This is a genomic window from Paraburkholderia sp. BR10936 (assembly GCF_040965735.1).
In the GTDB taxonomy this organism is placed as follows: domain Bacteria; phylum Pseudomonadota; class Gammaproteobacteria; order Burkholderiales; family Burkholderiaceae; genus Paraburkholderia; species Paraburkholderia nodosa_A.
Map to the genome: position 1 here is coordinate 40,191 of NZ_JBFRCM010000016.1, position 19,225 is coordinate 59,415.

Below are 19,225 nucleotides of genomic sequence, written 5' to 3' on the forward strand. Positions count from 1 at the left end.
TGGTTTTTCGATAGAGGAGGCGTATCTTCCATGAGCTCACCAACGCTTCGTGCTTTCCTGCTCGACTGGCGTTCGCACTGGCGCGTCGCGCTGACACGCGCGGTTTGCTTTCTCGCGCTATGGATCATCCTGATGCCGAGCGTCAAGCCGGCCGATCTCGTCTGCGGCCTGATCGCGACGCTCGTCGCGACGCAGATGAGCCTGCGGCTCCTGCCTCCCGTCGCGGGAAGGGTACGGCTCGGCGCCTTACTCGTCTTCGTTCCGCATTTCCTCTTGCAGTCCCTGCTCGCGGGCATCGACGTGGCGCGCCGCGCGTTGGACCCGCGCCTGCCTTTGCGGCCCGGTATCGTGGTCTATCGTGTCGGTTTTCCGCCGGGAACGGCGCGCAATGGATTCGCCATCATCACGAGCCTCTTGCCGGGGTCGCTGCCGGTAGATGAGACCGCGGACGGGCTCGTTTACCACTGCCTCGACACCTCGAAGCGGGTCGACGAACAACTGGCGGACGAAGAACGGCGCCTCGCGGGCGCGCTGGTCAGCGGTGAACGTCATGGCTGACGTGCTCATCGCCGTTTGCGCGCTGGTGCTGCTGATGGTGGCCGTGGGCCTGCTGTCGGTGCTGCGCGGGCCCACGCGCGCCGACCGCATGATGGCCGCGCAACTGTTCGGCACGGGAGGGATCGCGGCGTTGCTGCTGGTCGGCACGGCGAGCGGCGTCGAGGCTGTCGTGGATGTGGCGTTGACGCTCGCCGTGCTTGCGGCGTTCGCGTCGGTCGCCTTCGTCAAGGCCGATCGTCAGGCAGAAGGCGATATCGCGAAAGAGGACCGGAAATGAAAGCCGCAGCCGATATTTTCACGATCATTGCCATGCTGGCCGGCATTGTCTTTTTCGTGGCCGGCACAGTCGGGCTGTTGCGGTTCCCGGACACGTACACGCGGCTGCACGCGTTGACCAAGGCCGACAATCTAGGCCTGGGCATGGTGGTGCTGGGGCTGTTGCCACAGACGGGTCACATCGTAATCGCCCTCAAGCTGATCGTGGTCTGGCTGCTGGTGATGCTGACGTCGTCCGATGTGTCGCAGCTCATCGCGCGCGCCGCGCGCCGGCAGGAGGAGCGTGCATGATCGCCGCGATCTCCGTCGGTATCGGCATCCTGTTGCTGGCGCTTGCGCTCTGGACGGTCGTCGTGCGCGATACGTTCGCCGCGGTCGCCGGATTCATTCCTTACGGCCTGCTGCTCACGCTGGCCTGGCTAGTGCTTCGTGCTGTCGACGTCGCGTTGACCGAAGCGGCCATCGGTGCGGGCCTGACCGGCGCGCTGCTGATCCGCGCGGCGTCGCGGCTCGAGATCACTGAAGCGGCGGCCCAGGCAGAAACGCCGGGCCTCGCGATGCGTGTCGCGGCAGGCGTGGCCGCCACGGCGGTCGCCGTCGTGATTGCCGTGAGCCTGTTGAGCTTGCCGGACCCCGCGCCGACCCTGGCGCCCGAGGTGGCGCGACACATTCAGGCCACTGGCGTCGGCAACCCGATCACGGCCGTCCTGCTGTCATTCCGCGCGATCGACACGCTGCTGGAAGCCATCGTGTTGCTGTTCGGCGTGGTCGGCGTCTGGTCGCTGGCGCCGGACCGCTGCTGGGGCGGCAGGCCGGGACTGGCGCAGGGGGTGAGTCCCAACGACATTCTGGTGTATCTCGCGCGTGTATTGCCGCCGATCGGCGTCGTGATCGGCATCTACATTTTCTGGGTCGGCGCCGATCATCCGGGTGGCAAGTTCCAGGGCGCCACGGTGATTGCCGCCATGTGGCTGCTCGTCATGATGTCCGGTTTGCGCGATGCGCCGCCGGTCAGCCGGCGCTGGCTGCGCGCCGTCCTTATCGTCGGGCCGGCGGTGTTCATCGCGCTTGGCCTGCTCGGCGCCGTCGTGGCGGGAGCGTTTCTCGCGTACCCCGATGGCTGGGCGAAGCTGTGGATCATCATCATTGAAGCCGCGCTGCTGCCTTCGCTTGCCGTGACCCTGGTCCTCCTGCTCGTCGGTCCACCGCAGCGGCCGGAGGTGAGCCCATGAACGTCTCGCAGTTGTTCGGCTTGACCGCCGCTGCCCTCGTGGGTCTCGGCCTCTATGGCCTGATCGTCAACCCGCAGCCCTTGCGCAAGGTGCTGGCCTTCAACCTCACGGGCAATGGCGTCTTTCTGGCCTGTGCCGTGATCGCGCATCGGGGAGCTGGCGCCGGCATGTCCGGCGACCCGGTGCCGCAGGCACTATTGATCACGGCGATTGTCGTGTCGTTCGCCGCTTCCGCGCTCGCAGTCGGACTCATGCTGCGCAGGTTCGCGCAAACGGGCTCGAATTCTCTGTCGGCGGACGGTGATGCGGCGTCGGGCGGGACGCGCGCCAATACGGAGGCGAGGTGACGACGCTGGCGCTCACGGGGCAATCGACGCCGGGCGGGCTGCTGCTGACGCTCGTCGTGTTGCTGCCTTTTGCCGGGATGCTGGCGGGGTTGGCGCTCGGCGGACGCCACGCGCAACGCGTGGCCTGGGTGACGATCGCCTTCGGTTTCGGCCTCGTGCTGGAGATTGCGGCGAGGCTGCTGGTCTCGGGCGACGCATTGCGCTATCTGCTGGGCGGCTGGGCGCCGCCGCTGGGCGTCATGCTCCGCGCCGACGGGCTCTCGGTGTGCATGATGCTGGTGGTTGCCGTGGTGGTGGGGGCGGTGGCGATTTACGCCAATGGCGACTTCGGCACACCGTTCGGCACGAACGAGGCACGCGCGCCGCTGGCGTTCTGGCTGTTGCTGCTGGCGGTATGGGGAGCGCTCAATCTGGTGTTTGTGAGCGCAGACATTTTCACGCTCTACGTCGCGCTCGAACTGCTGACTTTTGCGGGCGTTCCACTCGTGTCCCTCGATGGCCGCGCCGAAACATTGCAGGCAGCGTTGCGTTATCTGTTGTACGCGCTGATCGGCTCGATGCTTTATTTGCTGGGGGTTTTTCTGCTCTATGGCGCCTATGGCACGCTGGACATTGCGCTGCTTGCCGCGAGGATCGGGGCGCAGCCGCTAGCCTGGGCCGCGTTGGGGTTGATGACGGCCGGCATGCTCGCCAAAACCGCGCTGTTCCCGCTGCATCTGTGGTTGCCGCCTGCGCACGCGGGCGCACCGGCCGCCGCGAGCGCGCTGCTGTCGGCATTGGTCATCAAGGGATCGTGGTTCGTGGTGGTGCGGTTGTGGGTCGACGTCTTCGCCGGCATCGCAAGCGGGTCCTGCTCGCAACTCCTCGCAGGCCTCGGGGCGCTCGCGATCCTCTTCGGCAATGTGGTGGCGCTGCGCCAGGTGCGGCTGAAGCTCCTGATCGCTTACTCGACGGTCGCCCAGATCGGCTATCTGTTCCTGCTGTTTCCGCTTGCCGTGCAGCACGAAAGTGCTCGGGCCGTCACGGGTGGCCTGTTGCAGGCCGTATCGCACGCGAGCGCAAAAGCGGCCATGTTCCTCGCGGCCGGGCTGATCTATAGCACGCTGGGGCATGACCGTCTGGCCGACCTGCGCGGCGCGGGGCGCGCCCTGCCCATGACGCTGACGGCTTTCGCGCTGGCCGGCGCGACGTTGATCGGCTTGCCGCCTTCCGGCGGCTTTCTCGCCAAATGGCTGCTGATGTCGGCGGCGCTGGCGACCGGGCAATGGTGGTGGGCGCTGGTCATGCTGATCGGCGGCCTGCTCACGAGCGTCTACGTCTTCATGGTGGTCGTGCGTGCGATGGAGCCCGCTGCGCCCGGCTGGTCGCCGCAAAAGCAGGTGCCTCGTTACCAGCAGCTCGCCGTGCTTGGCCTCGCAACGTGTTCGTTCCTGCTTGGCCTCGCCGTGCTGCTGCCGGTCGACGTGGCCCAGATTGGCCGCACAGTGATGCCGCCAGCGGGGCTGCCATGAACGTTTCCCAGGCTCTGCTCGTCGCAGCCGTCGGGTTGCCATTGCTGATGCTGCTGCTCTGTGCGTCGGCGCCGGTTCGCAGGCGCCTGCCGTCATGGTTCGCGGTCGCTGCGCTGCCCGCGCTGGCCGCGGCCGTCGGCGCCAGCCAGAGCGAAACCCTGATGCTCGGCCACAGCCGGTTCGCCCTCAGTTTCGCGCTCGATACGCCAGGCGCGGTGTTGCTCGGCACGGCGGCGCTGTTGTGGTTCTTCGCCGGAATCTATGCCGCACGATATGTACGCGGTCGCGAAGATATCGATGGGTTCGTCGTCTGCTGGCTCATGGCCTTGACCGGCAGCGTGGGCGTGTTCCTGACGGCCGACCTGATTGGCTTCTATCTGATGCTGGCGGTGTTGAGTGTCGGCGCCAGCGGGCTGGTGCTCCAGGGCGACGGGCCCGAAGCCCGATACGCGGGCGCGCTTTATCTTGGCGTTGCATTACTGGCCGAGGCTTTCGTGCTGGGAGGATTGGTCCTGCTCGCACAGGCCACGCCTGGTGGCAGCCTGCTGATTCGCGATGCGGCTGCAGCCTTGCCGGGCTCGCCCTGGCGCAACGCCACGCTGCTATTGCTCCTGGTTGGCCTTGGCATGAAGGCCGGGATGGTGCCGCTGCATGTCTGGATGCCGCACGCCTATCGCGCGGCGCCTGTTCCGGCGGCGGCGGTGCTCAGCGGCGCGGTGGTCAAGGCCAGCGTGATCGCATTGGTTCGTTTTCTGCCATTCACTTTCAACGACGCATGGCCGCACTTTGGCATCCCTTTCGCGGCGCTGGGCATGGTCGGCGCGTTCTACGGCGTGGCGATCGGTATCACTCAGGCCCAGCCGAAAGTCGTGCTTGCGTACTCGAGCGTCAGCCAGATGGGCTTCCTGATGGCCGTGATCGGCATGGGGTTCGCCGCAGGCGACCCCGCTACCGTCGTGGCAGCCGCTTACTATGCCGCGCACCATCTGCTCGTCAAAGGCACTTTGTTTCTGGCCGTGGGCGTGGTCGCATTGACGGGTGCCGGATCGTTGCGACGAGTGCTGCTGCCCACGGCGGTCATCGCGCTTGGACTGGGCGGATTGCCGTTGACGGGCGGCGCACTGGCCAAGTACGCGGCCAAGGACCTGCTGGGCGGCGATCTGGCCGGGTCGTTGGCTGCGGCGTCTTCAGCCGCGACCACGTTGCTGATGCTTCATTTCGTGCGCTGTCTGGGTGCAGTGGCCGCGACCGATTCCAACGCGCGCGCGCCGGGGCCGTTCAGGGGGGCATGGCTGGCAATGATCGTGGTCTCGCTCGCCGTTCCGTGGGTGTTGTATCTGCGTATCCCGGCAGGCTCGCTACCCGAGGCCCTGGCGCCCGCGGCGCTGTGGTCGGCACTCTGGCCGGTACTCGTTGGCGCGGCGCTCGCGATTGGCTGGAACCGATGGGGCAAGACGGTGCCGTCCGTGCCTGTGGGAGATATCTCTGGCTTCCTGCGCGGACTGCAACGCGGCAGCACGGGGGCCGCACGAATTGCTGTGTGTACGGATGCGTTCGTACGCGGATGGGCCGTCTCCTGTCTGACGCTGTTGCTCGCGGCGCTGCTGCTCGGCGGCCTGCTCGCGGTGGCGGCGTGATGTGTGTGGCGCAACCGACCGCACCGTCTGCGCATACGGGACGCGGTCGCAGTAGAACCTGGAGTACGTCATGAGAACGCTGACGCGTGCTGCGATATTCGCCGCCGCTACCAGTTGCCTGGCCGGCTGCATTAGCGTGGGGCCCGATTACAGTCGCCCCGAGGTGGCGGTGCCCGCAACGTGGCGGGTCGATTTGCCCGCGGCTGAAGAAGTCGTGGACACGGCGTGGTGGGAGCAATTCGACGATCCGGTGTTGAACGACCTGATTCAAACCGCACTGCAGGGCAATCTGGACGTGCGTATCGCAGCGGCGCGTATCGACCAGTTCATCGGCTTGTTGCGCGCTGCGCGCTCGCAGGGTCTCCCGCAGATCGGCTATGGCGCCAACGTGAGCCGCAACCGGACCAGCGAGGTCGGGATGCCACCGCTGTCCCCCTTGCTCGATCCCGTATTCAATCTTTATCAGGGCATGCTGTCCGCTTCCTGGCAAATCGACCTGTTCGGCCGGGTAAGACGCCTGACCGAAGCCGCGCAGGCGCAGGTCTATGCCAGCGAACAGGCCCAGCGGGGCGTCGTGCTTTCGCTGGTGACAGGCGTGGCGACCAGCTACATCACGCTGCGCGGGCTCGACCGGCAACTCGAAGTCGCACGGGCCACGGCGAGTAACTTCGGCGAAACATTACGCATATTCGAGTTGCGCTATCGCGACGGCCTGGTTTCCCAGACGGAGCTGTCCCAGGTGCGCTCGCAGTACAAGCTGGCTCAATCCGCGATACCGGCCATCAAACAGCAGATCGCCATCGTGGAAAACGGCATTTCTATTCTGCTGGGACGTAATCCCGGGCCCATTGCGCGAGGCAAGTCGGTGAGCGAGCTGGTGCTTCCTGTCATTCCGGCGGATCTGCCTTCGACATTGCTCGAGCGGCGGCCCGATATTTTGCAGGCCGAACAGAATCTGGTCGCGGCCAATGCGAATGTCGGCGCCACGCGTGCGCTTTACTATCCCACTATCTCGCTGACGGGGGCGCTGGGTTCGGTCAGTACCGCGTTCGGCGACTTCCTTTCCGGGCCCGCCTCGCTCTGGTCGGTCGCGGCAGGACTCACCGGGCCGATCTTCACGTCGGGTGCGATTGGTGGCCAGGTGCAGTCAGCCGAGGCACAAAAGCGCCAGGCCGAACTGATCTACAGGCAGACGGTGCTGGGCGCGTTCAACGACACCAATAATGCGCTCGTCAGCTCACAAATGACCATCGAGCAGACCGCGCTTCAGCAGCAGCGCGTCGATGCTTTGCGCGAATATGCGAGGTTCTCGCGGCTCAAGTTCGAAGACGGGTTGATCGGCTATCTCGAAGTGCTGATATCCGAAAACGACCTGTTCTCCGCCGAGCTTGCGCTCGCCAACTTGCAGGCCTCGCGCTATAACCAGGTGATCAGCGTGTATCAGGCCATGGGTGGCGGCTGGGTGGATATCGCCGATTCGCATACGCCCGTGTCCCTGAGCGCCGACCGAAAGGGCAATGCCTCACAGGGCAGGTGACACAGGCCTTAAAGACATAGGGCCAGGCTGCGCATCACGAAGCATCCGGTCGAATCGATACGCAGCAGAAGAAGGTCAAGGTCACTCTGTGTTTTGAAGTTGCTTCCAAGAGAAAACCCATGCTACGCACGTCGCTGAAGGTAATAAAAATATGCGTGTCGATCCTGGTCGTGCTCGCGCTACTCGCATTGGGTTTGCGGGCATGGTCTTCGCTGCGCGGCCCGCAACTATCGGTCTGGCACACCTACGTGCCGCGGGAGATGACCGTCGAAGCAATAGACGCCGGCGACTGGAGTGCGTACATGCGGGAGGAGTCGCGGCTTTTCGAGGATGTGCGCGTCAACGTCGTCGAAAAGATCGACGCATCCGAGCGTGTCCCGTCGAACCGATACTACGAAGGCTCACCGATCTATCCAGAGCACTTCGCTCAGGACTGGAACCGCTCGTACATACTGGAACCTCCCGGACCGCCGGTGGGAGCGGTCGTGCTGCTGCACGGCATGACGGACTCGCCCTACAGTTTGCGGCACATCGCGCGCAACTATCGTGACCGGGGCTTTGTCGCGATCGCCATCCGTTTGCCTGGACACGGTACCGTGCCTGCGGGACTGACCAATGTCACATGGCAAGAATGGGCCGCAGCAACGCGACTCGCGGTTCGCGAAGCGCGCCGGCGCGTGGGCCCGGACAAGCCGCTGGAACTGATAGGCTTCTCGAACGGCGGCGCGCTTGCCCTGCAATATGCAATGGACGCCATCGAGAACCCCGCGCTCACGCGTCCCACCCGGCTCGTGCTCATTTCGCCGATGATCGGAGTCACGCGTTACGCGCGGTTTGCGGGCCTCGTGGGACTACCCGCGATGTTGCCCGCGTTCGCGCGGGCCGCCTGGCTTGGCATCGTGCCGGAATTCAACCCCTTCAAATTCAACTCGTTCCCGGTGAACGCAGCGCGTCAGTCCTGGTTGCTTACCCGCGCGATCCAGGAGCAGATGGCGAGGCTCGAGCGTGAGAATCGGTTGAATTCGCTCCCTCCCGTGCTGACGTTCCAGTCGGTGACCGATTTCACGGTCAGCACCCCTGCTGTCATGTCGTCGTTGTATGACAAGCTTCCCGCAAACGGCAGCGAAATCGTGTTGTTCGATGTGAACCGCAGCGTGAGTTTCAGAACCTTCCTGCGCGTCGCGTCCTATTCGGCGCTCACACGGCTGCTGCGCATCGGGCCGCAGAACTATCGCACCACGGTCATTGCCAACGCCTCCCAGGATTCGGCTCATACGGTCGAACGCAGTGTCGATGCCGGCAGTGTGGCAACTCACGTTCGCCCTTTGGAAATTGACTATCCTCCGGATATTTTTTCCTTATCGCATGTCGCGATTCCATTTCCGGTGACGGACGCACTCTATGGCATCGAGCCGGGCGACGACGAGAACTTCAATGTCAACCTTGGTACGCTCGCGCCGCGCGGAGAACGCGGCACGTTGATTCTGACGCTCGACTCGATGTTCCGGATTGCATCGAATCCGTTCTTCCCGTATCTCCTGCAACGCGTCGACGAGGGCATCGGCAAGATGCCTCCGCCAGTTGTCGATTCACCGAGGCGCACTCATGAGACCGCTGCCGGGAAGCCGGAGGATCCCGCAGAAGCGTTGAGGGAACTGGAGCAGGCCGGAGATGATTACGTCGAGCCGTAAGCCGACGCCTGCAACAGCAACTCGACTGGAAGAATCGACAGCATCCAGACACCGGGTCGGCCGACCTTGTTACTGAGCCCGGTTTGTCCGATGATACGGGCAGGGTGCGCAAGCTCGCATGGGGCCGCCGTGGCCACCGGCTGGTCAGACGTACTCGTGGAGCACCGGCACCTGTTGAGTGTTGCGTCATACCCGGAGACGAGCACCGTGAACATGACCCGATTGCTGCTCGGCAGCATCATGCTCTTCGTGGTGGGTACGGTGTTGCAGCTGGTATGGCCGCTGGCGCAGGCGGCGTCGTATCACCACTTCGCCGACCAACGCGCGCTGGGTTTGATACCGCATGCCGCGGACGTGCTGTCGAATCTCGTCATCCTGGCGGCAGGGATCGCCTGCCTCAGTTGGGCGAAGCGCAATGCGTCGCGGCAGCCGCCAAAATTCCCCGGCATGGTAGTCGCCGGATTCGGGCTCGTGCTGACCGCAATCGGGTCGGCCTACTATCACTGGGCACCTTCCGACGCGACGCTCGTCTGGGATCGCCTGCCGATGACAATCGTCTTCGCCGGCATACTGGCGATGGTCTGGACGTCGAACACCGGGCAGCGCGTAGGCTGGGTGCCGTTGCTGATCCTGGTTGCGGTATCGCTAGGCACGATCGAGTACTGGCTCGCACTCAACAGCCTGTGGCCGTACGCGATCCTGCAGTTCGGCGGGCTCATGTTCATCGTCGGCTTGACGCTTACGCGCAAGGTGGACAGCGTATTCGGCTGGACGATGGTGATCGTTTTCTACGGGCTGGCCAAGATCTTTGAGAGCCTTGACTGGCAGGTGTGGGAGCTCACTCGCCATGTGATCGCGGGGCATGCGCTGAAGCACGTATCGAGCGGCCTGGCCGGTGCCGCCCTGATTCTGGTGGCGAACGCGGCACCGCGCTTTGCAGTCGGCCCGGTTCCACCGCAGCCGGGAGCGATCGACCATTCCCAGTCGCCGCGCTGACGTGTTCGGATGACAAAGTTTCCGATGGCCGCCAGGATGGAGCCGGACACGCCGCTGGAATACTCGCCTTCTTCGAGCGCGCTCAGGTGAGGCGCGCGTTATCCAGGCTGGCGTCCGTCTTCCCAGCGCGGGTCCGCGGTAATCTGCACAATGAGCCGGCTTTCCAGCGGATTCGCGCTGAGCGTTTCCCAGATGCGTTCGCGCAATTCGTCCTGCGAGGCGAGATCGCTTAGCGTGGACGTTGCGCCGACGAGCACGCTGACTTCGACAAAATTACGCCGGCCCGCCTGGATGACGTGTGTGTGATGGCGCAGAATGCCAAGTTCGCGTTCGAGCTTCGAAAGCGCCATCTCGATCTCCGAACGCGGATTGTTCTCTTCGGGGCTCATGTGCAGCAATTCAGCAAAGCTCGTGCTCACGATCTTCACTGGCGCAAAGAAAAAAATCAGTGAGAGCCCCGCGGTCATTGCACTGTCGACATAGCGCGCCCATAGATAGTGAAAGCTTTCGGGCAATATCGAATACACGAAAAAGCCGAGCAGTGTGGCTGCGCTGAACGAGAATTTCATGATCCATTTCCAGCCGTCGGTTTTGAGCAGCTTGGAATTGATCTGCGCGGCCGCGCGCTTTTTATAGACCACCATGGCAAAGCTGATCACGCAACTCGCGGCGCTGATCAGCATGACGCCTTGCGCATTCACCACGTGGCCGCCCGAACGTATCCCCTCGATCCCGTTCACGAAGCCATATACGCAAACGAGCAGCATCATGAGCCCGTTTATGCCGTTCACGAGCGGCTCGAGGAACCAATACCCGTATTCGAAGCGAGTCGTCGCGGGCCGGCTCACCACGGTGGCCACGAGCAATCCAAGCGCGGAACTCGCGAGATTGAGCAGATAGAAAATGGCGGTGAGCAGCAGCGTATCGGATTGCACGAAGAAGCCATAGCCGACGTTGGCCGCGAAACCGAGGCACACGACGTAAATGGAAACCTTCATCGTGCGCTGCTCGACCGCTGCGAGCCGCGCCTTGCGGAGCGCGTAGCTGATAGGCATGGTTCCTCGCTGTCGAACTTTGGAACGTTTGGATGGCAGCGGTGAGGCGAAACGCAGTCACGAGGCCGATGGAGGCGGGCAGGCGCCGTGGCGCGCGGCTAACGCCACGCCGGGGTGCTCAGCCCGACGATCGCGGCGAGTCCGCCGCCCATCACCACGAGAAACGCGCACCACTCGGGCCGCGAAAATAGCGCCTCGCCACGCTCGCGACGCGCCCACATGTACAGCAGGCTGCCGGGTCCATAGAGCAGTGCGGACATGACGAGCAGTTCCAGCCCGCAAGCGTAAAGCAGGAACAGTGTATAAATCGTGGCGATGCCCGCTGTGGCATAGCGCAGTGTGCGCGTTCGCGCGCTCATGGCCGCTTGCGGCAGTGCGCGGATGGCCTTGAGCCCGAAGGTCGCCACGAAGAAGTAGGGGATGAGTGCCATCGCGCTCGTGAGGCGCAGCATGAGCGAGAAGGCGTCGGTGGACCAGTAGGTGCTGATGACGAAGGCCTGTACCACGCCGCTCGTGAGCCAGATCGCGGCGGTGGGAAGCTGCCGGGCGTTGCGGCGCGCGAAGATGGCTGGCATGGCGTCCGCTTTCGCGCTCGCATACAGCACTTCCGCGCAGATCAGCGACCACGCGAGGTAGGCGCCGAGAACGGAGACGATGAGCGCACCGCCGATGAACACCACGCCCGGCGAGCCGATTACGGCGCCAAGCACCGACGCCATCGAAGGTTGCCGCATGACGGCGATATCCACGCGCGGGAGATGCGCATAGGGCAGCAGCGTCACGAGCACGAGCAGCAACAGCACGAAGGCGAAGCCGAGTACCGTTGCCGCGCCCACGTCCGAGCGCTTCTTCGCGTAGCGCGAATAGACGCTTGCGCCTTCGATGCCGAGAAACACGAATACCGTCACGAGCATGGTCCCTTTGACCTGCGGGGCAAGCCCTCGAGCGCTTTCCGCGAGATTGTCCGTGAACGGCTCCGCACTCGCATAGACGCTCAAAATGCCGATAAAAACGAAAATGGGCAGAATCTTGACGACAGTAAGAATCGCATTGATGAGCGTGGCCTGCTGAATGCCGCGCAACAGCATCCAGTGAAATGCCCATATGCCGACCGACGAAACGGCAATGGCAATCGGTGTATTGCCGTTTCCAAACGCCGGCACGAATGCGCCGAGCGTGGATTTGATCAGCACCCAATAAGAGACATTGCCGAAGCAACCGGCCATCCAGTAGCCGAACGCGGAGAGAAAGCCGGCGTAGCCGCCGAAGCCGTCACGTGCATAAGCAAAGATGCCGGAGTCGAGGTCGGGCCGGATTTCGGCGAGAAGCTGGAAGACGCGGGCCAGCATATACATGCCGCCTCCCGCAATGCACCATGAGATGACGGCGGCCATTGGGCCCGCTTCGAGCGCGAAGTTGCGCGGCAGCGAATAGATGCCGGCGCCGACCATGGAGCCCACGACCATGGCCGTCAGGACCGGCAGCGACAATTTCTGGTCATCCGTCGATTTCATGTTCGAGCCTTTTTCTGATCTTTGACCGGTCGTAATGCAAGCGCGGGAAATCGCGGATAAAAAATGCGCGCCACATTGAATCGATGAACTATTCTCGAACGAATGTCACGTTGAATACATCATGTGCGAATCGTATTCCATAATGTTCGTCAGGTGTCCGGAGGATGGAAAGCAAAAGGAGAATTACCGGGAACGTATTGGTTGAATGTTCGCTAATGACCCTATGTGTAATCGTTAGCAAACAGGTCGAATGAATTAGCGAATCCGCAATGCGCCGCATTAGGGGGAATCTCATGCGATATCTCGCAGCAACACTTCTTGGCTCCGCAGTTGCTTCGCTCGCGCTTTCCGGCTGTGAGGCGCCGACTTCTGGCTCTGTCTTCACGCCAGCCCAGGCGCAGCAGGTGTTCGTGGTCGAACTCGGTGCGGTCGAATCGGTTCGGCCCGTCACGATCCAGCCGGGCCCAACGGGCATCGGCGCGATCACCGGAGGCGCGCTTGGCGGCATCGCGGCAGGCAGCAACATCGGGCGCGGCACCGGCGCCGTTGCAGCGGGCATTGGCGGCGCCGTGCTGGGCGGCGCGGCAGGCAATGCCGTGGAGCAGCGCGTCACGCAGCGGCAAGGCCTTGAAATCGTCGTGCGTCTGGATTCGGGACAACTGATATCGGTGGTCCAGGATTCGGATCAGCAATTCGTCCCCGGTGATCGTGTGCGTGTGCTGATGGGCAACAACTCGGTGCGCGTGACGCGGTGACCCTGCAGGCGCCCGAAGCCTGAACGGCGGCGCAGCGGTGCGCCGGCCGCCCGATAAAGCGCAGTTCCAAACAAAAAGCGAGGAAACCGATGGCCGATACCGAGCAGAAGATGAGTCGCGTGCAGTTGACCGCGATGGTAGTCGGGGGCATGGTGGGCGCCGGGATCTTTTCTCTGCCGCGAACCTTCGCCAATGCAACGGGGCCGGTCGGCGCGGCGATTGCGTGGCTCGTGGCGGGCGTGGGCATGTATACGCTCGCACGCGTGTTTCAGGCGCTCGCCGAGCGCAAGCCGAAACTCGACGCCGGTGTGTTCGTCTATGCGAAAGAGGGCTTTGGCGATTACCCCGGCTTCCTCTCGGCGTTCGGTTACTGGATCGGCAGTTGCATCGGCAACGTTTCGTACTGGGTGCTGATCAAGTCCACGCTGGGCGCGTTCTTCCCGATTTTCGGCGACGGCAACACGGTCACGGCCATCGTCGTCGCGTCGATCGGCATCTGGCTGTTTCACTTCCTCATTCTGCGCGGCGTGAAGCAGGCCGCATTCATCAACACTGTCGTGACATTCGCCAAGGTCATTCCGATCGTGGTGTTCATCGTCATCCTCCTGTTCGTATTCAAGTACGGGACCTTCCACCTGAATATCCAGTCCGCCGCGCAAGAGGGCGGCCTCATCCAGCAGATTCGCGCGACGATGTTCGTCACCGTGTTCGTGTTCATCGGCATCGAAGGGGCGAGCGTGTATTCGCGCTATGCGAAGGAGCGCACGGACGTGGGTCGTGCAACGATCTTCGGCTTCGCCGGCGTGACCACGCTCATGGTGCTCGTTTCCATGCTGCCTTTCGCCGTGCTGCCGCGCGCGGACGTGGCTGGCATGCGCCAGCCCTCCATGGCGGCCGTGCTCGAAAGCGTGGTCGGTCCGTGGGGCGGGATTTTCGTGAGCATCGGCCTGATCGTTTCCGTGCTCGGCGCGTATCTGGCGTGGTCGCTGATCTGCGCGGAGGTGATGTTCGCGGCGGCGCGCAATCAGGACATGCCGGCCGTGTTCGCGCGCGAAAACGCCAACAACGTGCCGGCCAATGCGCTCTGGATCACCAATATCGTCGTGCAGCTGCTGGTCGCGAGCACGTATTTCTCGCGCGATGCGTTCTCGCTGATGCTCAACCTCACGAGTTCGATGTCGCTGATTCCGTATCTGTTCGTCGCGGCCTACGGGTTCATGGTCTCGAACCGCGGCGAGAGCTACGAGGTTCGGCCCGAGGAGCGCAGGCGCGATCTCGCGCTGGCCACGGTCGCCGTGATCTACACGTTGTTCATGATCGTGGCCGGCGGTCTCAAGTTCATCCTGCTATCGGCGATTCTTTACGCGCCTGGCACGGTGCTTTATTTCCTCGCGCGGCGCGAGCGCAAGCTGAAGGTTTTCCAGCATACGAGCGACTGGGTCATTTTCATCGTGGCGGCCGTAGCGGCCATCGTAGGCGTCGTTGCGCTGGCCACGGGCACCATGGCGGTCTAACGAGAACGAGCGGAGATCGATATGTCCAAGGCGAAGGGCGGTGGCAAGAGTGAAAGGGGCGAAAAGGTAGAAAAGGCGGAGAAAGCCGCGAAGGGCGGCAAGGGCAAGGCGAAGGAAGGAAGCGCGCTTGGCGTGTACTCGGAGGTCGGGCAACTGCGCAAGGTGATGGTGTGTGCCCCCGGCATGGCGCACTCGCGTCTCACGCCGAGCAATTGCGACGAGCTGCTGTTCGACGACGTGCTGTGGGTCGACAACGCGAAGCGCGACCATTTCGACTTCGTCACGAAGATGCGCGACCGCGGCGTCGAGGTCGTGGAAATGCACAACCTGCTCGCCGAAACCGTTGCCGTGCCAGAAGGCAAGAAGTGGATTCTCGACAACCAGATCGTGCCGAACCAGGTCGGGCTGGGGTTCATCGACGAACTGCGCAGCTATCTGGAAGGGCTCGACGATCGCAAGCTGGCCGAGACCTTGCTCGGCGGCCTCTCGATCCACGATTTCCCCGAATCGCATGGCGGCGCGGCGCTCAAGGTCGTGCGCGAAGCGGCCGGGTCCACCGAATATCTGCTGCCGCCGCTGCCGAACACGATCTACACGCGCGACACCACCTGCTGGATTTACGGCGGCGTGACGCTCAATCCGCTGTACTGGCCCGCGCGGCACGAGGAAACGATTCTAGCCGCGGCGATTTACCGGTTTCATCCGGATTTCGCGGGCAAGGTCAACGTGTGGTGGGGCGACCCCACACAGGACCACGGCATGGCGACGCTCGAAGGCGGCGACGTCATGCCCATCGGCAACAAGACCGTGCTGATCGGCATGAGCGAGCGCACCTCGCGCCAGGCGATCAGCCAGCTCGCCGCCACGCTCTTCAAGAAGGGCGCCGCCGAGCAGGTGATCGTGGCGGCGATGCCGAAAATTCGCGCGGCCATGCACCTCGATACGGTCTTCACCTTTGCCGATCGCGACTGCGTGCTGATCGCGCCGGATTTCCTCGCACGCACGCGCACCTTCACGTACCGGCCCAGCGATCAACCGGCGGGTGTGGAGCTGCGCCAGGAGAAGAAGTCCTTTGTCGAGGTGGTGAGCGCGGCGCTCGGCATCAAGAAAATGCGCGTGGTGGAAGCGGGCGGCAACGACTACCAGCGTGAACGCACACAATGGGACAGCGGCGCGAACCTCGTTTGCACCTCGCCCGGCGTGGTCTTCGCTTACGACCGCAACACCTATACGAACACGCTGCTGCGCAAGGCCGGCATCGAGGTCGTGACGATCGTGGGCGCGGAACTGGGGCGCGGGCGCGGCGGCGGCCATTGCATGACGTGCCCGATCATTCGCGACGCAGTGGACTTCTAGCGTCGCAGGGCGAGGAGATCGTTGCGGGCGCAAGCAGCGGCGGCATCTCCGCGCCGCAATGGTGCCGGATCGATGGGGCGTGGAAGTCGAGACTTTCAAAGCTTACGGGCATGCGGACTGCTGCGCAGTCCTGTGGGGTGCGCCATGCGCGCACCTCGCCCCCATCGCAACCATCTGATCCCCGATCATGGACGATTTCCTCAACCGCCTTTTCCATCTGCAACCCTCGCTGCTCGCCACGATGACACACGACGTGATGAATGTGATCGTCGCCGTTCTGATACTGGTGGTTGGGTGGTGGGTTTCCAATCGCGTGGCGCACATATTCGCGAGCATGCTCGCGCACTCGCACGCCGATCCCACGCTCGCACCGATGCTCGCAGGTATGGCGGCATGGACCGTGCGCGTCATTGCGCTCGTTGCCGCGCTCAGCGAGGTGGGCATCGCCACGGCTAGCGTGCTCGCCGCGCTGGGCGCCGCCGGTCTCGCCATCGGCCTCGCATTGCAAGGCACGCTGCAAAACATCGCTGCCGGCATCATGCTGCTGATGCTGCGCCCGTTTCGCGCGGGCGACGTGATCGAAGGCAGCGGTGCGGCGGCGGGCATCGTGTGCGAAGTGGGGCTGTTCACCACGCGCATCGAGCGCGGCGACGGCAACGTCGTCTTCGTGCCGAACAGCCAGATCTGGAGCAATCCCGTCATCAACTACAGCAGCGGCGGCACGCAGCGTATCGACGTCACGGTCGATCTCGCGCGGCGCGACCAGGTGGACGCCGCCATCGGCAAGCTCAAGGAGATGGTTTCCGCCGAACCGCGCGTGCAGAACGGCACGACGCTCGCGCCGACGGTCGCCGTGGACAGCTACCCGTCCAGCGGCGGCGCGCGCTTGCTGGTGCGCGCCTGGGTGCGCAACGCCGACGCGCAATACGCCGTCGACGACATCCGCGGACATGCGCGCGAAACGCTCGCCACTGCGGGACTCGCCGTGGCGGGCAACGCGCGCATGGCGGGCGATCATGCTGCGCTCACGCGCTCGTGAGCCGTTGCTCAAACGTAGCGTTAAAGCACGTTGAGCATGGCGAGCGCGCTTTCCTGCAGATGCGGCAGAACGCGCTGAAGGGCGGCCTCGGGACTTTCCTCGCCCATCGGCATGTTGGTGCTGAGCGCGGCGACGACTTCGCCGTTGCGATTCCTGAGCGGCACGGCAATGCCGCGCACGCCCACCTGCAACTGCTGCTCGATGAGCGCATAGCCGTCCACGCGTGCGCGCCCGATTTTCTCGCGCAGGCGCGCGCCGCTCGTGATCGTATGCGGCGTGAAGGGCGACAGTTCGACCGTATCGAGCCACGCTGAAACTGCGCTTTGATCGGCCTCGTGCGCGAGCAGCACCACGCCCGGCGAGATGAGCGGCGCGGGCACGCGCGCGCCGAGTACGAAGCCAGTCGTCATGACGCGCGACACGCCATTGCGCGCGATCACGACGAGGTCCCAGCCGTCGAGCACGCTCACATAGGCCGACTCGTTGAGCGTCGCGCTTAGCTGCTGCAGATAGGGCTGCACGGTGCGCGGCAGACGCGCCGAATCGAAGTAAGACCAGCCTACCCGCAGCACGCGCGGCGTAAGGCCGTACAGCCGGCCGTCCGTGTACACATAGCCCAGCGATTCGAGCGTGAGCAGATAGCGGCGCGCGGCGGTGCGCGAGAGGCCGGTGCGCTCGGCCGCCTGGGTGGGCGTCATGCGCGCGTGCTCGCTGTCGAAGGCTTCGAGGATCGCGAGGCCTTTTTCGAGCCCGGCGATCCAGTCGCGCCGGTCCAGTGGCGGTTTTTTCATCGGCGCGCAAGACCCTGTGCTGCACGGTGGCCAAAACAATGGAAAAAGCCGCAAGCGCGAAACGCCTGCGGCTTGCGTGCGAACGATCAGCTCCTGCTCACTCCGGCTTCATGCGCGCCGCCACGATCAGCGAGATCAGGCAGCCAATCGCGAGGTACGCGGCGACGAGGTGCCACGAACCGCCGCCGAAGCCCACCAGCGCCACGGCGATGAACGGGGTGAAGCCGCCGCCCACCACGCTCGCGAACTGGTAGCCCACGCCCGCGCCGCTGTAGCGGTACTCCGCGCCGAACAGCTCGGTGAAGAGCGGTTGCTGCACGCTCACGACCATGTCGTGGGCGATGTTCGCGAGCATCACGGAGAAGATCACGATCCAGATCGTGGCCCGCGCCTCGAGCGCGAGGAAGAACGGCACGGCGCTCAGGAGACCGATGAACGCGCCGATCAGATAAATGCGGCGCAGCCCGAGGCGATCGGCGAGCCACGCGAAGCAGGGGATCGTCACGCAGGAGAGCGCGCCGACGAACAGGCCGATGCCGAGAAAGAGATCGCGCGACATGCCGAGGTTGGTGGTCGAATAGCTCAGCGCGAAGGCGGTCACGATATACATCGTGAAGAGTTCGGCAAGGCGCAGCGCGATGATGTACAGGAAGGCCTTCGGGTGACGCGTGAGCGCTTCGAGCACCGGCATCTTGAGCTTGCGATGACCGTGCTCGACTTTCTCGACGAACTCGCGCGACTCGTCCATGCTCGAGCGCACCCACAGGCCGACGAGCACCAGCACCACGCTGAAGAGGAACGGCAGACGCCAGCCCCACGAACGGAACGCCGCGTCGCCGAGCAGGTGGCTCAGGAGCGCCACGAGGCCGGTGGCGAGCACGAGGCCCACGCCGTAGCCCACCTGCACGCCGCTGCTATAGAACGCCTTCTTGCCGCGCGGCGCGCTTTCCACGGCCATCAGCGCCGCGCCGCCCCATTCGCCGCCCACGGCGAAGCCTTGCAGCGCGCGCATCGTGACGAGCAGCACGGGCGCCCACCAGCCGATGGTCGCAAAGGTCGGCAACAGACCGATGGCCACGGTGGAAAGGCCCATCATCATGACGGTCAGAACGAGCATGCGTTTGCGGCCGAGCCGGTCGCCGAAGTGGCCGAACACGACGCCGCCGAGCGGCCGGAAGAGAAAGCCCACACCGAAGGTCGCGAACGCGGCGAGCGTGCCCATGGTCCTGCCGACCTGCGGGAAGAAAGCCACGTTGAACACCAGCGCGGCGACGATGCCGTAGAGCAGGAAGTCGTACCAGTCGACGACCGCGCCGACGAAGCTGCCGAGCGCCGCCTTGCGGGCCTGGCTGCGCGACGGGGCGAAAGGGGCGGCGTCGCCGGTGGTGTCGAGGCTTGGGGTCATCAGTTGTCTCC

The 19,225-nt window shown here is 64.2% G+C and carries 18 protein-coding genes; 14 read left to right on the top strand and 4 right to left on the bottom strand.

All coding sequences use genetic code 11. The features are described 5' to 3' along the window. Positions 1–30 precede the first annotated feature (30 nt). The 10 genes from AB4Y36_RS28760 to AB4Y36_RS28805 all read left to right on the top strand — a co-directional run bounded on the left by AB4Y36_RS28760 (position 31) and on the right by AB4Y36_RS28805 (position 9,785). On the top strand, positions 31–558 hold the full coding sequence (locus AB4Y36_RS28760; RefSeq protein WP_069267112.1) for a Na+/H+ antiporter subunit E: 528 nt from the start codon (positions 31–33) through the stop codon (positions 556–558). Then, entirely contained in the window at positions 551–835 is a 285-nt protein-coding gene (locus tag AB4Y36_RS28765) for a monovalent cation/H+ antiporter complex subunit F (protein WP_069267111.1), read from the top strand. The genes AB4Y36_RS28760 and AB4Y36_RS28765 overlap by 8 nt, the downstream gene beginning before the upstream one ends. Further along, positions 832–1,125: a monovalent cation/H(+) antiporter subunit G gene (gene mnhG / locus AB4Y36_RS28770; RefSeq protein ID WP_069267110.1), complete on the top strand. Its 294-nt coding sequence runs from the start codon at positions 832–834 to the stop codon at positions 1,123–1,125. The genes AB4Y36_RS28765 and mnhG overlap by 4 nt, the downstream gene beginning before the upstream one ends. Next, positions 1,122–2,066, top strand: coding sequence for a hydrogenase subunit MbhD domain-containing protein (locus AB4Y36_RS28775; RefSeq protein ID WP_368603563.1), 945 nt, complete (start codon positions 1,122–1,124; stop codon positions 2,064–2,066). The genes mnhG and AB4Y36_RS28775 overlap by 4 nt, the downstream gene beginning before the upstream one ends. Continuing rightward, positions 2,063–2,413: an NADH-quinone oxidoreductase subunit K gene (locus AB4Y36_RS28780; protein WP_368684789.1), complete on the top strand. Its 351-nt coding sequence runs from the start codon at positions 2,063–2,065 to the stop codon at positions 2,411–2,413. Before AB4Y36_RS28775 ends, AB4Y36_RS28780 begins: the two co-directional genes overlap by 4 nt. After that, complete coding sequence (locus AB4Y36_RS28785; RefSeq protein ID WP_368684790.1) at positions 2,410–3,924, top strand: complex I subunit 5 family protein; 1,515 nt, start codon at positions 2,410–2,412, stop codon at positions 3,922–3,924. Before AB4Y36_RS28780 ends, AB4Y36_RS28785 begins: the two co-directional genes overlap by 4 nt. Continuing rightward, a complete protein-coding gene (locus AB4Y36_RS28790) occupies positions 3,921–5,561 on the top strand; it encodes a proton-conducting transporter membrane subunit (RefSeq protein ID WP_368684791.1) in 1,641 nt (546 codons plus the stop codon). The genes AB4Y36_RS28785 and AB4Y36_RS28790 overlap by 4 nt, the downstream gene beginning before the upstream one ends. Before the next feature lie 70 nt (positions 5,562–5,631). Beyond that, complete coding sequence (locus AB4Y36_RS28795; RefSeq protein ID WP_368684792.1) at positions 5,632–7,098, top strand: efflux transporter outer membrane subunit; 1,467 nt, start codon at positions 5,632–5,634, stop codon at positions 7,096–7,098. Positions 7,099–7,217: 119 nt separating this feature from the next. Further along, a complete protein-coding gene (locus tag AB4Y36_RS28800; RefSeq protein ID WP_368619055.1) occupies positions 7,218–8,789 on the top strand; it encodes an alpha/beta hydrolase in 1,572 nt (523 codons plus the stop codon). Positions 8,790–9,002: 213 nt separating this feature from the next. Then, entirely contained in the window at positions 9,003–9,785 is a 783-nt protein-coding gene (locus AB4Y36_RS28805; protein WP_342946635.1) for a hypothetical protein, read from the top strand. A gap of 98 nt (positions 9,786–9,883) precedes the next feature. Here the strand turns inward: AB4Y36_RS28805 and AB4Y36_RS28810 are convergent, their stop codons facing one another. Beyond that, the gene (locus AB4Y36_RS28810) at positions 9,884–10,840 is read right to left on the bottom strand and encodes a cation diffusion facilitator family transporter (protein ID WP_342946258.1); all 957 of its coding nucleotides are present in this window, start codon (positions 10,838–10,840) and stop codon (positions 9,884–9,886) included. A 98-nt stretch (positions 10,841–10,938) separates the two neighbouring features. Further along, a complete protein-coding gene (locus tag AB4Y36_RS28815; protein WP_069267102.1) occupies positions 10,939–12,354 on the bottom strand; it encodes a basic amino acid/polyamine antiporter in 1,416 nt (471 codons plus the stop codon). A gap of 293 nt (positions 12,355–12,647) precedes the next feature. On the opposite strand from AB4Y36_RS28815, the gene AB4Y36_RS28820 reads away from it, so the two are divergent. The 4 genes from AB4Y36_RS28820 to AB4Y36_RS28835 all read left to right on the top strand — a co-directional run bounded on the left by AB4Y36_RS28820 (position 12,648) and on the right by AB4Y36_RS28835 (position 17,018). Next, positions 12,648–13,109, top strand: coding sequence for a hypothetical protein (locus tag AB4Y36_RS28820; RefSeq protein ID WP_254315497.1), 462 nt, complete (start codon positions 12,648–12,650; stop codon positions 13,107–13,109). 89 nt (positions 13,110–13,198) lie between these two features. Further along, positions 13,199–14,623, top strand: a complete 1,425-nt coding sequence (locus AB4Y36_RS28825) for a basic amino acid/polyamine antiporter (RefSeq protein ID WP_368684793.1) — start codon at positions 13,199–13,201, stop codon at positions 14,621–14,623. Positions 14,624–14,644: 21 nt separating this feature from the next. Continuing rightward, a complete protein-coding gene (gene arcA, locus AB4Y36_RS28830) occupies positions 14,645–15,979 on the top strand; it encodes an arginine deiminase (protein WP_368684794.1) in 1,335 nt (444 codons plus the stop codon). 187 nt (positions 15,980–16,166) lie between these two features. Beyond that, the gene (locus tag AB4Y36_RS28835; RefSeq protein ID WP_368684795.1) at positions 16,167–17,018 is read left to right on the top strand and encodes a mechanosensitive ion channel family protein; all 852 of its coding nucleotides are present in this window, start codon (positions 16,167–16,169) and stop codon (positions 17,016–17,018) included. A 20-nt stretch (positions 17,019–17,038) separates the two neighbouring features. Here the strand turns inward: AB4Y36_RS28835 and AB4Y36_RS28840 are convergent, their stop codons facing one another. Further along, positions 17,039–17,809, bottom strand: a complete 771-nt coding sequence (locus AB4Y36_RS28840) for an IclR family transcriptional regulator C-terminal domain-containing protein (RefSeq protein WP_069267098.1) — start codon at positions 17,807–17,809, stop codon at positions 17,039–17,041. 97 nt (positions 17,810–17,906) lie between these two features. After that, on the bottom strand, positions 17,907–19,214 hold the full coding sequence (gene shiA, locus AB4Y36_RS28845; protein ID WP_069267097.1) for a shikimate transporter: 1,308 nt from the start codon (positions 19,212–19,214) through the stop codon (positions 17,907–17,909). Positions 19,215–19,225: the final 11 nt, after the last annotated feature.